This is a genomic window from Pseudomonas sp. GW460-12-10-14-TSB1 (assembly GCF_017349775.1).
GTDB lineage: Bacteria > Pseudomonadota > Gammaproteobacteria > Pseudomonadales > Pseudomonadaceae > Aquipseudomonas > Aquipseudomonas piscium.
Genome location: NZ_JACNAC010000024.1, coordinates 23,396 through 36,852 on the forward strand (window position 1 = coordinate 23,396; position 13,457 = coordinate 36,852).

Annotated in this window: 14 protein-coding genes; 5 read left to right on the forward strand and 9 right to left on the reverse strand. The window is 66.2% G+C overall.

Annotated elements, in window-relative coordinates; all coding sequences use genetic code 11:
• Position 1: 1 nt before the first annotated feature.
• From astA to J4D52_RS15785, 8 genes are all read right to left on the reverse strand, one after another.
• Entirely contained in the window at positions 2–1,036 is a 1,035-nt protein-coding gene (gene astA, locus J4D52_RS15750; RefSeq protein ID WP_025804094.1) for an arginine N-succinyltransferase, read from the reverse strand.
• A 58-nt stretch (positions 1,037–1,094) separates the two neighbouring features.
• The gene (locus tag J4D52_RS15755; protein WP_025804093.1) at positions 1,095–2,111 is read right to left on the reverse strand and encodes an arginine N-succinyltransferase; all 1,017 of its coding nucleotides are present in this window, start codon (positions 2,109–2,111) and stop codon (positions 1,095–1,097) included.
• 192 nt (positions 2,112–2,303) lie between these two features.
• Positions 2,304–3,647, reverse strand: coding sequence for an APC family permease (locus J4D52_RS15760; RefSeq protein WP_025804092.1), 1,344 nt, complete (start codon positions 3,645–3,647; stop codon positions 2,304–2,306).
• A 193-nt stretch (positions 3,648–3,840) separates the two neighbouring features.
• Positions 3,841–4,593, reverse strand: a complete 753-nt coding sequence (locus J4D52_RS15765; protein ID WP_025804091.1) for an N-formylglutamate amidohydrolase — start codon at positions 4,591–4,593, stop codon at positions 3,841–3,843.
• Entirely contained in the window at positions 4,577–5,923 is a 1,347-nt protein-coding gene (locus J4D52_RS15770; protein WP_110721733.1) for a glutamine synthetase family protein, read from the reverse strand. Before J4D52_RS15770 ends, J4D52_RS15765 begins: the two co-directional genes overlap by 17 nt.
• Positions 5,920–6,564 (reverse strand): isochorismatase family cysteine hydrolase, encoded by a 645-nt coding sequence (locus tag J4D52_RS15775; RefSeq protein ID WP_102677243.1) that lies wholly within the window; start codon positions 6,562–6,564, stop codon positions 5,920–5,922. The genes J4D52_RS15770 and J4D52_RS15775 overlap by 4 nt, the downstream gene beginning before the upstream one ends.
• A 2-nt stretch (positions 6,565–6,566) precedes the next feature.
• Positions 6,567–7,421 carry a MurR/RpiR family transcriptional regulator gene (locus J4D52_RS15780; protein ID WP_025804088.1) on the reverse strand — a complete coding sequence of 285 codons (855 nt, stop codon included), beginning with the start codon at positions 7,419–7,421 and terminating at the stop codon, positions 6,567–6,569.
• A 169-nt stretch (positions 7,422–7,590) separates the two neighbouring features.
• The gene (locus tag J4D52_RS15785) at positions 7,591–8,457 is read right to left on the reverse strand and encodes a LysR family transcriptional regulator (protein WP_102677242.1); all 867 of its coding nucleotides are present in this window, start codon (positions 8,455–8,457) and stop codon (positions 7,591–7,593) included.
• Between the two features lie 94 nt (positions 8,458–8,551).
• Here J4D52_RS15785 and J4D52_RS15790 point away from each other — a divergent pair, with 94 nt between their 5' ends.
• The 3 genes from J4D52_RS15790 to cobF all read left to right on the forward strand — a co-directional run bounded on the left by J4D52_RS15790 (position 8,552) and on the right by cobF (position 10,611).
• Positions 8,552–9,115, forward strand: coding sequence for a DUF4865 family protein (locus J4D52_RS15790; RefSeq protein ID WP_102677241.1), 564 nt, complete (start codon positions 8,552–8,554; stop codon positions 9,113–9,115).
• 93 nt (positions 9,116–9,208) lie between these two features.
• On the forward strand, positions 9,209–9,772 hold the full coding sequence (locus J4D52_RS15795; protein ID WP_110721732.1) for a histidine phosphatase family protein: 564 nt from the start codon (positions 9,209–9,211) through the stop codon (positions 9,770–9,772).
• A 74-nt stretch (positions 9,773–9,846) separates the two neighbouring features.
• Positions 9,847–10,611, forward strand: a complete 765-nt coding sequence (gene cobF / locus J4D52_RS15800; protein ID WP_102677239.1) for a precorrin-6A synthase (deacetylating) — start codon at positions 9,847–9,849, stop codon at positions 10,609–10,611.
• Between the two features lie 80 nt (positions 10,612–10,691).
• On the opposite strand, the gene ftrA is transcribed toward cobF, so the two are convergent.
• Complete coding sequence (ftrA, locus tag J4D52_RS15805) at positions 10,692–11,669, reverse strand: transcriptional regulator FtrA (protein ID WP_102677238.1); 978 nt, start codon at positions 11,667–11,669, stop codon at positions 10,692–10,694.
• A gap of 101 nt (positions 11,670–11,770) precedes the next feature.
• Between ftrA and J4D52_RS15810 the strand changes: the two genes are divergently transcribed.
• Positions 11,771–12,205 carry a rhodanese-like domain-containing protein gene (locus J4D52_RS15810; protein WP_025804082.1) on the forward strand — a complete coding sequence of 145 codons (435 nt, stop codon included), beginning with the start codon at positions 11,771–11,773 and terminating at the stop codon, positions 12,203–12,205.
• 422 nt (positions 12,206–12,627) lie between these two features.
• Positions 12,628–13,407: an ABC transporter substrate-binding protein gene (locus J4D52_RS15815; RefSeq protein ID WP_009048194.1), complete on the forward strand. Its 780-nt coding sequence runs from the start codon at positions 12,628–12,630 to the stop codon at positions 13,405–13,407.
• Positions 13,408–13,457 lie beyond the last annotated feature (50 nt).

Consider the following 13,457-nt stretch of genomic DNA (forward strand, 5'->3'; position numbering starts at 1 on the left):
TTCAGGCCGCAGCCGCCTTGGCCTGGGTGGCGAGCAGCGGCACGGCGCGCACCAGGTCGCCGGGTTGCAGTTGCAGGCGTTTGGCGCTGAGGCGATCCACCAATAGGCAGCCGGACACCAGGCGGCCACGGGCGCTGGTGACGCGGCAGCTTTCCAGGCGACGGTTGTGGATCAGCCAGGTCGGCGCGTCGTCGTCCGGGGTGCCGACCAGCAGCGGCAACACCTGGCTTTCGCGCACGGCGCGGACTTTGCTCAGCTCGGCCTCGATCACCGGCCCACCGTCGAAGATGTCGATATGGCCCTGATGGGCAAAACCTTCGTGGCGCAGGATGGCCAGCGCCGCTTCGGCGTTTTCGTGGGCCTGGCCGATCGCGGCCTGGGCCGGTTCGCTGAGCAGGCAGGTGTACAGCGGCTGGCGCGGCAGCAGTTCGGCGATAAAGGGTTTGTGGCCGAGGCTGGACAGGTGGTCGGCCTGGACGAAATCCATCTGCAGGAAGTGCCGGCCCAGGCTGTTCCAGAACGGCGAGCAGCCGTTCTCGTCGCCCTTGCCGCGCAGCTCGGCGATCAGCTTGTCGCCGAACAGGTGCGGGAACTCGGCGACGAACAACAGGCGCGCCAGGGACAGCAGCCGGCCGTTGCTGTCACGGCGCTGGTCGGGGCGCAGGAACAGCGAGCAGAGTTCCGATTGGCCGGTCATTTCGTTGTTCAGGAACAGGGTCGGGATCTGCCGCCGGATCCCCAGGTGCGGCGCCGAGTTGACGGTCATGCCGACCCGGTAGCTGTACCAGGGTTCGCGCAGGCCCACGGCGCCGGTCAGGGCGCTGATGCCGATCACTTGCTGGTCGTCGTCTTCGAGCACGAACAGGTAGTCGGCGTCGGCCCGTTCCACCTGCTCGGCAAAGGTCCGCTGGGCCCAGCGAATCCGGTGGGTCAGGCGCTCCTGGTTGGCCGGCAGGCTGGTCAGCCCCAGGCCCGCGCGCTGGGCCAGGGCCATCAGCGCGGGCAGGTCGGTCACGCGTACCGGGCGAACGATCATGATGCAGCTCCTTCTGCGCGCCTGTTGCGGCGGCGAATGTAAACCTGTCCGGGGTTCTTCATAGGGCGACCAGCCGTACCGGGTCGCCGGATTGCAGTTGCAGGGCCTGGAAGGCTTCAGGGTCAAGGTTGACCAGGTCCCCCGGCGCTTCGTCCAGGCACACTAGGGCCGCCCGGTATTGCCCCAGCCGCTCGTTGCTCGCCAGCCAGGCCCGGCCGCTGCCGCTCTGCGGGCCCGGGCAGGCATTGGCGATCAGGCTGTGGCGGATGGAGCGAACGCCGCTGTGGCGGGCGTACAAGGTCGGGCCGCCGTCGAACAGGTCGACATAGTGGTTGGCTTCGAAACCCTCGCGCAGCAGGATCTCGTAGGCCTCGCGACCCTGGGGGTGGACCTGGCCGATGCAGTCCTGGGCCGCCTTGGGCAGCATCGGGATGTAGATCGGGTATTGCGGCATCAGGTCGGCGAGGAAGCTGCGGCTTCGCAGGGCGCACAGGCGTTCGGCCTCGACATAGGGCAGGTCGAAGAAGTGTTTGCCCAGGGCATCCCAGAACGGCGAGTGGCCGTCGTCGCTGCTGTAGCCGACGATCTCGGTGATGCTGGTGTCGGCGAAGCGCGAGCCATGGGCGGCGATGAACAGCAGGCGGGCCCTGGAGAGCAGCTCCGCCATGGGCGTGCCGACCAGGTCCGGGTCGATATGAAAGCCGCGCAGCAGGCTGTGGTTGCTCAGGTCCTGGCACAGCGACAGGGTCGGCACGCCATGCTGCACGTTCAGCTCCCGCGAGTTGCTGACGAAGGGCCGGTTGCGCAGGCTGTAGAAGGGCGCGTAGAACCCGGCCATGGCGAGGATTTCCGAGCAGCCGCGCAGCTGGCCGCGGGCCGGGTCGTGGAGGACAAAAAAGTAGTTCTCCGGCCCCGGCGCCTGCACGTTGGCGGCGAAGGAGGCGCAGGAGTCGAGAATCTTGTCCAGCAGGTGTTGTCGATCGTCCGGCAGGGACGTCACCCCCGCCAGGCTTTCACGGGCCAGCCGTTGCAACTCCGGCAAATCGTCTGGCGCAACTGGGCGTAAGACCAGCATGGATCTACTCCTGTATCAAAATGATCGACGCCTGGCCGCGAGACCTGGGGCGCCGAACCTGACAATCACTGTCGGTTTCCACGCATTACTGCCACGGCCCGCGAGGGCGGGCGGTGGCACGCAGGCACCTGTCGGCGCCCACTCGGATTCGCCGGAGCACCTTCATGGTGCCGCGGCGGCCGGGGGTGTTGATTAAAGTGGATCGGCCAGCGCCGTATTGGCGCCCAGCTTGTTGAGGAAAAACAGGTAGACCAGGCCGATGGCGATCCAGATGCAACCGAGTTTCTGCGCATCGACCCCCATGTTGTACATGATCGCGCAGACAATTAGGAAGCCGATCACCGGACAAATCAGATGACGCAGCACCTGGGTCGACTTGTTGCGGCGCCAGTAGTGATTGATCACGGTCAGGTGCAGCAGCATGAAGCCGCTCAGGGCGCCGAAGTTCACCAGGGAGGTGAGGGTGTCCACCGAGTTGATGAACAGGTAGCAGATCAGCAGCGACAGCACGGCCACCAGGTAGATGCTGACGTGCGGTGTGTTGTGCTTGGGGTGGACCTTGGCCAGGATCTTCGGCAGCTTGCCGTCGCGGGCCATGCCGAACAGCAGGCGCGACACCGCTGCTTGCGAGGTGATGGCCACCGCCACGCCCCAGGCCAGCGCGGTGGCCACTGCGGTCAGGGTCGCCAGCCAGCTGCCGCCGGCGATTTCGGCGATCTCGTAGAAGGCCGTGTCGGCCGACTTGAAGCCCATGCCGGCGGCCAGGTCGGTGGCGATCCAGGTCTGCACCACGAAGATCGCGCCCATCACCAGCAGGGTAATCAGGGCGGCGCGGCCGACGCTCTTGCCCGGCTCGCTCTTGATCTCTTCGGCCAGGGTGGAGATGGCATCGAAACCGAGGAACGACAGCACGGCGATCGACACGCCCTGCATCAGCATGCCGAAGTGGAAGTTTTCCGGGCTGTACAGCGGCGCCAGGGTCAGCTGGCCGTTACCGGTGCCGCCGTGCAGGGCGTTCCAGGCGTAGAACAGGAAGATCCCCAGCACCACCAGCTGCGCCAGGAGAAACACAATGTTCATCCGCGCGGTGAAGGTGATGCCGCGCAGGTTGACGAAGGTGGCGCTGACCAGGAAGGCGAGGATGAAGCCGACCTTGGGAATGTCCGGGTACAGGTGGTTCAGCGCCATGGCCGCGTAGACGTACAGCAGCGGCGGAATCAGCAGGTAGTCGAGCAGCATCAGCCAGCCGGCGATGAACCCGACATGGGGGTTGAGCCCGCGCTGGGCGTAGGAGTAGACCGAGCCGGCGATGGGAAAGGCGCGGGCCATGCTGCCGTAGCTGAGGGCGGTGAAGAGCATCGCCAGCATGCCGATGGTGTAGGCCAGCGGCACCATGCCCGGTGCTTCCTGGTTCACATAGCCATAGACCCCGAACGGGGCGATGGGGATCATGAAAATCATCCCGTAGACCACCAGGTCGCGCAGTGTCAGGCCGCGCTTGAGTTCCTGTTTGTAGCCGAATTCTTCAATCTCCATGAAGAGGTTCTCCTTGTCAGCCAAAGGGTGGGCGGATGCCTGGCGCTGATGTCGATGGACGACCTGCAGCGGCAGGCAATGTATTTGAACCTGGCAGGTTTAAAGACACGCCACGGCGGTTTTTATAGTTGTTGTACCGGTACAGCAAACAGCTTTTTTACAACCACAGCTCCATCCTGATTCACAGCCTTTTCTACAACAGCGGCGCCAGATAATCCGTCCAGCACTGTATGGCTTGCGGGGTGCGCAGCAGGTCGTTGCGCACCTCGATCAATACCGAATCCAGGCCGCGGGCATCGCCGTGGGCCGGCACTGTCATGTCGCCCAGGGCGTCGATCTTGTACGGCTCGTTGCCGGCGATCTTCACGTCGTGGACCGACATGCCTTCCAGCAGGCGCCGGGCGTAACCCTCGGCGCGATCGAACAGCACGCCCATCTCCAGGGTGCGGCGCTGGCCGTAGTACAGCGGGGTAAAACTGTGGATGCCCACCACCCGCACTGGCCGGCCTGAGGCCAGGCGTGCGTCGATCAGCCCGCTCAGGCGTGCATGAAAGGGCCGGAACAGCTGCTTGCGGCGGTACTCGCGGGTGGCTTCGTCGAGGTGCTGGTTGCCCGGGATCTGGTAGATCTCGCTCTGCAACGGAATGCTGTCGTGGGCCTGGCACGGGCGGTTGAGGTCGATCAGCAGCCGCGAATAGTTGGCCGTCAGCAGGGTGGCGCCGAGGGTCTGCGAGAGGTTTTCCGCCAGCTCCAGGGCGCCGGGGTCCCAGGCGATGTGCTCACGCGCCGCTTCCGGGTCCAGGCCGAGGTCGTTGAGCGCCGCCGGGATATAACGGCTGGCGTGCTCGCAGACCAGGATCAGCGGGTGCGCGGAATCTTCCCGCAGCAGCCGGTAGGCCGGTCGGGTGTACAGCCCCAGTTCAGCGGTTTCAGTACAGGTGTGCATAGTGCTCACAGAGTTGGGCAGGGGTCAGGTGCTCGGTCAGTTTCACTTCCTGGTGTTTGACGGCGAAATAGGTGTCCAGCAGCGGGGCTGGCAGTGCTTGCAGCAGTTCCGGGCAGTTGCGCAGGCAGTCCAGCGCCTGGGGCAAGGAGGCCGGAAGGGCGACGATACCGCGGTCCTGGCGGTGTTCTGCGCTCAGCTCGTCCGGCACTTCGTCGGTGATGGCCCTGAGCGTCAGGCCCTGTTCGATACCCAGGCGGCCGGCAATCAGCACCGCGGCCATGGCCAGGTGCGGCGAGGCGGTGGCGTCCAGGGCACGGAATTCCAGGTTGTACTGCGGCGCCACCGGCTTGCCGCCGATGCTCACGGTGGGGCAGATGCGCAGCGAGGCTTCGCGGTTGCGCTGGCCCAGGCAGGCGTAGGAGGCGCTCCAGTGATGGGGCTGCAAGCGCGCGTAGGAAATCGGCGTCGGCGCGGTAAAGGCGCAGAGCGCGGGCAGGAACTCAAGTACTCCGGCGGCCCAATGTTGGCCGAGCTTAGAAAGGCCATTGACGCTCTGTGGGTCGTACAGCACCGGCGCGCCGTCCAGGTCTTGCAGGCTCAGGTGCAGGTGCACGCCATTGCACACCGCGTGTTCCGCGGTCTTGGGCGCGAAGCTCAGGCCGTGGCCGAGTTGCCGGGCGATCTCGCGGGTGATCTCGCGCACGTTCACCGCGCGGTCGGCGGCGGCCACGCCCTGGGTCGGGCGGCAGGTGATTTCGTACTGGTGCTTGCCGTATTCGGGCAGGAACATTTCCGGCTCGACGCCCGCGGCGCGCAAGGCGCTGAGCAGCCAGCCGCCGAAGTCCGCGCCCTGGCGCTGGGCCTGCAGGGAGAAGGCCAGGCGTTCCGGTTGCGCGCTGGCGCTGTGCAGGTTGAATTCGTGCTCGAAGGCGGCGGTGATCTGCAGCCCCAGCTCGCTGGCGTAGCGCTGCACCTCGTTGCGCAGCAGGGTGCGCGGGCAGGCGGCCCAGGGCTGGCCGTCGGTCTCGCAGATGTCGGCGTGGATAAAGTCCAGAGGCGAGGCGCTGGCGTCCGGGCCGTTGCCGACCTGGACCCGGCTGGCCAGGTCGGGGATCAGCCGCAGGTCGCCACGGGCGCCCCAGGGGTTGGGCTCGGCAATGATGTCCTGCGGGGTCAGCGCGCTGTTGGCCGGGACCCAGCCGCAGCCGGCACTGGTGTAGCTGTCCAGTTCGTCGCTGGGGAACGAGCGGCCACGGCTGACGCCGATCAGGTCGGTGGTGAGCAGGGTGGTCATGGCCACCGGCCGCAACGGCTCGCTGTCCCGGCTCATGCCTGCATCTCCCGCAGGCGGTCGAGCACGGTCTGGGTGTCGGTGATCCAGCAGTAGCCCTTGATCGCATTCAGGCAGGCCTGGTGCCGGGCGTCGGTGTAGGTGGCGCAGGCGTCTTCCACCAGGGTCACCAGGTAGCCGCGGTCGGCGGCGTCGCGCACTGCCATGTCGACGCACTGGTCGGTGACGATGCCGGCGACGATCAGGTGGCGGGTCTGCAGGTTGCGCAGCACGTAGTCGATGTTGGTCGAGTTGAAGACCCCGGAGGAGGTCTTGGGCAGGACGATTTCGTTCTCTCGTGCCGCGAGCGGATCGATGATCGCTGCCTGCGGGCTGCCCTTGGGCAGGTGCATGTCCGACAGCTTGTGGTCCAGCGAGCGGTCGCGGCCATCGGCAGTCAGGCTTTCGATGATGGTGTGCAGCACGTTCTGCCGGGCGCCGCGCATGGCCGCCAGGAGCTTCTGCTGGTTGGGTATCACCTGCTCGCGGGTGCGCTTGAGGAAGTACTCGGCGTCCGGCACCTGCAAGTGCGGGTCGAACTGCGGCTCGAGCCAGGCCCGTTGCATGTCCACCAGCAGCAGGGCGGTGCGGTCGAGGGTGAATGGCAGATCGCGGGGCGATTGGTGGGGAAGGCAGACCATCCTTATTTGTCCTCCAGCAGGTGAGTGGCGAATTCGTTGCGCAGGGCGTCGATGCCCTCCAGGCGTCGGTCCAGGTCGGTGCTGCGCAGGGTCAGGCTGGCGACCAGCGCCTCGACCTGGGCCAGGGCCGGCACCAGGGTGTCGAAGGCCGAAGCCGACTCCACCGGAGCGCTGATGATCAGGTCCGCCAGCTCCCGCAGGGGCGAGGCGTAGATGTCGGTGAACAGCACCACCCGCGCGTGCCGCGCCTTGGCCGCGCTGGCCACGCGCAGGGCCTGGCTCTGGTAGCGGCGGTAGTCGAACAGCAGGACGATGTCTTGGCGCTGCACGTCATACAGGCGGTCGGGCAGTTGCGCGTTGTCGTCCAGGGCTATGCAGCCGGGGCGCATCAGGCGCAGGTGATTGAGCAGGTAGCTGGCGAGAAAGTTGCTGAAGCGCCCGCCGTAGCAGTACAGCGCATGCCGGCTGTCCAGCAGCCAGTCGACCAGGATGCGCACGTCTTCGGGCTGGGTCAGGGCCTGGGTCTGTTCCAGGCTGCGCAGGCTGCCTTGCAGGTAATGGCTCCAGGCATCGTCCCGGGGCACCTGGGCCCGTGGTTGCAACAGGGTGCTGGGCGAACGCAGGCGATCGTCCATGTCGCTGAGCAGCGCTTCCTGGAACTCGGCGTACCCGCCGAAACCGAGTTTTTTCACCAGCCGCACTATGGTCGGATCGCTGACACCGGCGTGTTCGGCCAGCCGCGACATGGGCCCCAGGCCGTTGCGCGGGTAATGGTCGAGCAGGGCGCGGATGACCTTGCGCTCCGAAGGCGTGAGGTCGAGGGCCGGGTCGGTGATCAGGTCTCTGAGAGACGGCATGAAAACGCCTTCGCAAGTGAATGTCGTTTTTGTTTCACTGAAAGTGAAAACAGTATTTATGTAATTTACGCTACATGTCTAGTGAAAAATAAAACCGGCCTCGAATGCCCCAAAAGGGGGCGCAAAAGCCCAGGTTTATTGGCTGTTCGAGGTTTTTCAGGGCGCGGTGTCAGCGTGGCAGGGTGCCGCGAAAGGCCGCGCTCAGGGCGCGCAGGGTTTCCTCGGAGCGGGCGTCGGTGGGCCGCGCAAGCAGGACGATTTCGCTGACCGGCAGCAGCGGCAGCCCGAGGCGCTCGCCGACCTCTACCGCGCCGGCCGGCGCCACCCGATGGGCCAGCGCCGCCACCCCGAGCCCGGCGCTGACCGCGGCGCAGACAGCCATCACACCACCGCCGATAAAGACTTCGGTCCAGGGAATGCCGGCGTCGTCCAGCACGCGCACGGCCACATGCCGCACGCCACAGGGCGCGGCCATGGTCGCCAGCCGCAACGGGGTGCACGGTGCCTGCTGCCAGGCCGGCGCGGCGAACCAACCGAAGCGCTCGACCACCAGCACTTCGCCGTCCTGGCGCGCGCCTTCGTTGCGCACGATGACCGCGTCCAGTTCCTCGCGGTCGAAGGCCGCTGTCAGGTCCCGGGAGGAGGCGATGCGCACCTCGATGATCAGCAACGGATCGTAGGCGGCGATGCGGCTCAGCAGTTGCGGCAGCTCCGCGCCGGCCACGTGGTCGCTGATGCCGATGATCAGCCGTCGCGTCGGTGCCGCCTGCATGTCGCCCAGGGCCCGCTCATGGGCGCGCAGCAGGTCGCGGGCCGCCTGCATGAACTGCTCGCCGACCGGGGTCAGGCGCACATGCCGCGGCGTGCGCTCCAGCAGGCGATAGCCGAGGCGTTCTTCCAGGCGCTTGAGCTTGAGGCTGATGGCGGCCTGGGAGGTGTCCAGCGCCTGGGCGGCGCGGGTGAAACTGCCGAAGTCGGCGATCAGCACGAAGGCGTGCACGGTGTCGATGTCCAGCGGCCTGAGGGGTTCGATCATATCGGATGCTTATCGCAGATATATTTGCCGATATCTTGTTGTAATGATTGGCCCTGCGCAAGCTGGCAACACCTTCAAGCACAGGAGCATCGCCATGTTGGCCAAACAGTATTCACACCGCCTGCCCGCCGATTACGACATGGGCGTGATCCGCCGCCGCGCTGCGGATCGCGGGCCCTTGTGGGACGAGGTCGAGGGGCTGCTGTTCAAGGTCTTCGCCGGCCAGGAGCGGGGCGTGCACGGCGCGCGGCATAACCTGTACGCCTCGATCTACCTCTGGGCCGATCCGGCGGGCGCCGCGCGGTTTCTCATGGGCAGCGGTTTCGACAGCGTGATCGACTCCTTCGGCCGGCCGCACATCGAGTCCTGGCTGCACCTGGACTGGCGTCGTGGTCCCGGCGGCCAGGCGCGGACCCTGTACCGCGAGCACCTGGCGATCGATCCGCTGGCGGACCGCGCCAGGCTGCTGGCCGAGCAGGTCGAGCACAACCAGCGGCTGGCCGATGACCCGGACACCTTCGCCGTGTTCGTCGCCCTCGACCTGCAGGCCTGGGAGCTGGTGCGCTTCACTCTCTCGGCCAGCGCGCCCGACAGCACACGCGGCGCCGAGCGCTACGAGGTGCTGTACCTGGCCCGGCCGCGGATCGCCAGCGCCTAGGTTTGGCGGCGACAAGTTGGGAATCCCCCGGCGACAAATGATACAAACGCAGCCACATTGCCCACTGCGTCATTCAACGTCGAGAGATTCCCCGTGCCGGCCACCCGCTTGACCCTGATCTGCCACGCCCGAACCGTCGCCCAGAAGCTGGCGCGTTTCCCCCTGGACGAACCGCTGGAGATGGACTGGCAGGCGCTGGCGGGCTCGCGGGCCGGTGCGTTCAAGCGTGCGCTGCGCCTGCTCAGCGGGCCGGAGCAACGGACACGGCAGACCGCCGCCCTGTATGGCGCCAGCGTGGAGACGGAGCCGGCGCTGCGCGACTGTGACATGGGCCGCTGGCAGGGCCTGGCCCTTGACGATCTGCACCGTGAGCAGCCCGAGGCGCTGCAAACCTGGCTGGCCGACGGTCACTCGGCGCCCCATGGCGGCGAGTCGGTGGCGCAGCTGTGCGAGCGGGTCGCGGCGTGGCTGGCGTCGCTGAGTGAGCAGCCCGGGCATGTGCTGGCGGTGACCCATCCGCTGGTCATCCGCGCGGCGCTGCTGCACGTCATGCAATGCCCGCTGGCCAGTTTCAATGCCATCGATGTCGAGCCGCTGGCCCAGGTCGAGTTGCGCTTCAATGGCCGCTGGCGCTTGCGCCTGGGTCAGCATGATTGACGCAGCCACCCTGTGACCTTCCCCGGCAACCCGGCCATACTCGATCGCAGTATCGACACCGAGATTACGTCCCCATGAAAACCCTCCTGATCATCGGCATCGGCGCCGGCAACCCCGACTACATCACGATGCAGGCGGTCAAGGCGCTCAATCGCACCGACCTGTTCTTCCTGATGGACAAGGGCCAGAGCAAGGACGCGCTGATCGACCTGCGCAGGGAGATCTGCGAGCGCTACATCGAGCAGCCCGGCTATCGTTTTGTCGAGGCGCAAAGCCCGGAGCGACAGCGGGGTGCCGAGGTGGATTACCGGGCCAGCGTCGCCGAGCTGAACCGCGCCAAGCAGCGCACCTTCGAGCGGCTGATCGATGAGGAACTGGCGGACGGCGAAACCGGCGCCTTCCTGGCCTGGGGCGATCCGGCGCTGTACGACAGCACCATCCGCATCCTGCAGGCGATCCTGGCCAGCGGCCGCTGTGCGTTCGAGTTCGAGGTGATCCCCGGCATCACCAGCGTCCAGGCCCTGGCGGCGCAGCACAAGGTGCCGTTGAACCGCATCGGCCGCTCGGTCGAGATCACCACCGGCCGGCGGCTGGCGGCGGGGCAGGTGAGCGATGCCGACAGCCTGGTGGTGATGCTCGACGCCGAGGATGCCTATCGTCAGGTGGCGGACCAGGACCTGGAGATCTACTGGGGGGCTTACCTCGGCACGCCGGAGGAAATCCTGATCGCCGGCCGGCTCAAGGATGTCGCGGGGCAGATCCAGCAAGTGCGCAAGGCGGCGCGCCAGGCCAATGGCTGGATCATGGACACCTATCTGTTGCGCAAGCCGGAGGATTGAGGAGGGCGGGGACATGCTTCTGTAGGAGCGAGCGGGCGGCGATCCGACTTGCCCGCGATGACGTCCTCCCGGTCACCGCCTCACTCGGCGACCACCTTCTCCCCCCGCCCGAACCGCTCGCGATACGCCGACGGCGGCAGGCCCACCACGCTGCGAAAGGCCACGCGAAAACTCTCCACCGAACGGTAGCCGCAGCGCAGGGCGATGGTCTCGGTGTGCTCGCTGCCGCTCTCCAGCAACTCCCGCGCCCGGGCCAGGCGTTCGTGTTGCAGCCAGGCCTTGGGCGAGACGCCGGTGGCCTGGTTGAAGCGCCGCAGGAAGGTGCGCTCGCTCATCAGCGCCTGGCTGGCCAGGTCGCGCACTTCCAGCGGTTCATGCAGGCGTTCGCGGGCCCATTGCATGACCCGCGACAAGTCGTTGCGCGGCGTGCGGCTGACCGGTGCGGGAATGAACTGCGCCTGGCCGCCGGTGCGCTGCGGCGACATCACCAGGCGCCGCGCCACTGAGTTGGTGATGTGGGTGCCGAAGTCGCGGCTGACCAGATGCAGGCAGGCGTCGATCCCGGCGGCGCTGCCGGCCGAGGTGATGATCTGCCCCGAATCGACATAGAGCACGTCCGGGTCCACCTGGATGGCGGGAAAGCGCTCGGCCAGTTCATCGGTGTATTGCCAGTGGGTGGTGGCGCCCCGGCCATCCAGCAGCCCGGTGGCCGCCAGGGCGAACACCCCGGAGCAGATCGACAGCAGCCGTGCGCCGCGCTCATGGGCGCGCACCAGGGCCTCGCTCAGCCCGGGCGGCAGCGGCTCGTTGCGGCTGCGCCAGCCGGGAATGACGATGGTTCGTGCCTGCTCCAGCAGCTCCATGCCGCCATCGGCCAGCACCTGGATCCCGCCCATGGCCCGCAGCGGCCCGGGCTCGACGGCGACTATGCGGTGTTCGTACCAGGGGAAATCGAATTCCGGACGGGCCAGGCCGAAGATCTCCACGGCGATGCCGAACTCGAAGGTGCACAGGCCGTTGTAGGCCAGGATCGCGACTAAACCGGGGGCATTGTGCATTTGGCGGAAAGTTACCAGTCAGTGTCTTGTGCGCCACTGTAGCGGCGTCGGCCGGGTCGATAAAGTCCTGTCACACCCACTGTTGTTCTGGAGACACTGCAATGACCAGCCTGGTTCGTGACATTCCCGCCGCCCCCTCGGCCATCGCCCTGATGCATTTCTCCAACCGCCTGACCTTCGAGACCGACTGCTCCGATGTCTTCGGCAGCCAGGAAGCCGGGGAGGTCGACTTCGTCCTGCTGGATGTGCGCGGTCCCCTGGCCTTCGAGCGCGGCCATGTGCCGGGGGCGATCAACCTGCCCGGACGCCTGATCGATGCCGAGCGCCTGGCCGGTTACTCCCGGGACACCCTGTTCGTGGTCTATTGCGCCGGCCCGCACTGCAACGGCGCCAACAAGGCCGCGGTCCGGCTGGCGGCCCTGGGCTACCCGGTCAAGGAGATGATCGGCGGCGTGACCGGCTGGCTGGATGAAGGTTTCAAGCTCAGCGTGGAGCTCGAGCGGCCGGCGAGCGTTGTCGTGGAATGTGCTTGCTAGAGGTTTTCGTGGGGCTTCCAGATCGTTGGAGGCCCTGCGACCAGCGTGGCCCAGGCTTGCGCAGGCTGCGCCAGCGGCTACAGGGATTGTGGCGGCTGGCAAAGGCCTGCATTCGCTCTGGGCGGCATCCCGCCGCGCTTCGCTGGCGTGTCCCGGATGAATGGCGCCGTCCGGGACGTTTTCAGGTCGACTGACGGGTCGCAATGCGGGCGCGAAAATCGGTGAACCTGCGGGGATCGGGGGTGTTTTCCAAGGTCGTTGCACCGCCAGGGAGCAGTCCTGAATCGGCTGTGGAATTTTTATAAGTATTTGTCGCATAAACACAATTTGCCTCCCGGACACCGCTCTAGACTGCTGGCCACTTCGATTTCCCCCAATCGAACCTTTCTGCCAATAAGAGCCTCCGTCTACGGGAGTTATAAATGAAGAAGCTTGTGATGTTCGGTGCCCTGGCACTGTCCATGTTGTCCCTGACCGCCGTGGCTGACGATGCCAAGCCGATCCGCATCGGTATCGAAGCCGGCTACCCGCCATTCTCGATGAAAACCCCCGACGGCAAGCTCACCGGTTTCGACGTGGATATCGGCGATGCGCTGTGCGAGCAGATGAAAGTCAAATGCACCTGGGTCGAGCAGGAGTTCGACGGCCTGATCCCGGCGCTGAAGGTGCGCAAGATCGACGCCATCCTGTCGTCCATGACCATCACCGACGATCGCAAGAAAAACGTCGACTTCACCATCAAGTACTACCACACCCCGGCGCGCTTCGTGATGAAGGAAGGCACCGAGGTCAAGGACCCGCTGACCGAACTCAAGGGCAAGAAAGTCGGCGTGCTGCGCGCCAGTACCCATGACCGTTTCGCCACCGAAGTGCTGGTGCCGGCCGGGATCAACCTGGTGCGCTACGGCTCCCAGCAGGAAGCCAACCTGGACATGGTTTCCGGCCGCATCGACGCGCTGCTGGCCGACTCGGTCAACCTCGACGACGGCTTCCTGAAAACCGACGCCGGCAAGGGCTTCGCCTTCGTCGGTCCCGAGTACAACGATCCGAAATACTTCGGTGGCGGCGCCGGCATCGCCGTGCGCAAGGGCGATACCGCCCTGGCCGAGAAATTCAACACCGCCATCACTGAGATCCGCGCCAACGGCAAGTACAAGGCCGTGCAGGACAAGTACTTCAAGTTCGACGTGTACGGCGAGTAATTCGCTGCGCTGAAAAAGGCGGCTACCGTGAAGACGGCGCCGCCTTTTTT

What these genes read in the sequence shown, in the direction of transcription:
- J4D52_RS15770 (WP_110721733.1), bottom strand. Translation starts at nt 5,923, where the DNA reads ATGAGCCGGGACAGCGAGCCGTTGCGGCCGGTGGCCATGACCACCCTG.
- J4D52_RS15780 (WP_025804088.1), bottom strand. Translation starts at nt 7,421, where the DNA reads ATGCCGTCTCTCAGAGACCTGATCACCGACCCGGCCCTCGACCTCACG.
- J4D52_RS15765 (WP_025804091.1), bottom strand. Translation starts at nt 4,593, where the DNA reads ATGCACACCTGTACTGAAACCGCTGAACTGGGGCTGTACACCCGACCG.
- J4D52_RS15815 (WP_009048194.1), top strand. Translation starts at nt 12,628, where the DNA reads ATGAAGAAGCTTGTGATGTTCGGTGCCCTGGCACTGTCCATGTTGTCC.
- ftrA (WP_102677238.1), bottom strand. Translation starts at nt 11,669, where the DNA reads ATGCACAATGCCCCCGGTTTAGTCGCGATCCTGGCCTACAACGGCCTG.
- J4D52_RS15810 (WP_025804082.1), top strand. Translation starts at nt 11,771, where the DNA reads ATGACCAGCCTGGTTCGTGACATTCCCGCCGCCCCCTCGGCCATCGCC.
- J4D52_RS15785 (WP_102677242.1), bottom strand. Translation starts at nt 8,457, where the DNA reads ATGATCGAACCCCTCAGGCCGCTGGACATCGACACCGTGCACGCCTTC.
- J4D52_RS15760 (WP_025804092.1), bottom strand. Translation starts at nt 3,647, where the DNA reads ATGGAGATTGAAGAATTCGGCTACAAACAGGAACTCAAGCGCGGCCTG.
- J4D52_RS15775 (WP_102677243.1), bottom strand. Translation starts at nt 6,564, where the DNA reads ATGGTCTGCCTTCCCCACCAATCGCCCCGCGATCTGCCATTCACCCTC.
- cobF (WP_102677239.1), top strand. Translation starts at nt 9,847, where the DNA reads ATGAAAACCCTCCTGATCATCGGCATCGGCGCCGGCAACCCCGACTAC.
- astA (WP_025804094.1), bottom strand. Translation starts at nt 1,036, where the DNA reads ATGATCGTTCGCCCGGTACGCGTGACCGACCTGCCCGCGCTGATGGCC.
- J4D52_RS15790 (WP_102677241.1), top strand. Translation starts at nt 8,552, where the DNA reads ATGTTGGCCAAACAGTATTCACACCGCCTGCCCGCCGATTACGACATG.
- J4D52_RS15755 (WP_025804093.1), bottom strand. Translation starts at nt 2,111, where the DNA reads ATGCTGGTCTTACGCCCAGTTGCGCCAGACGATTTGCCGGAGTTGCAA.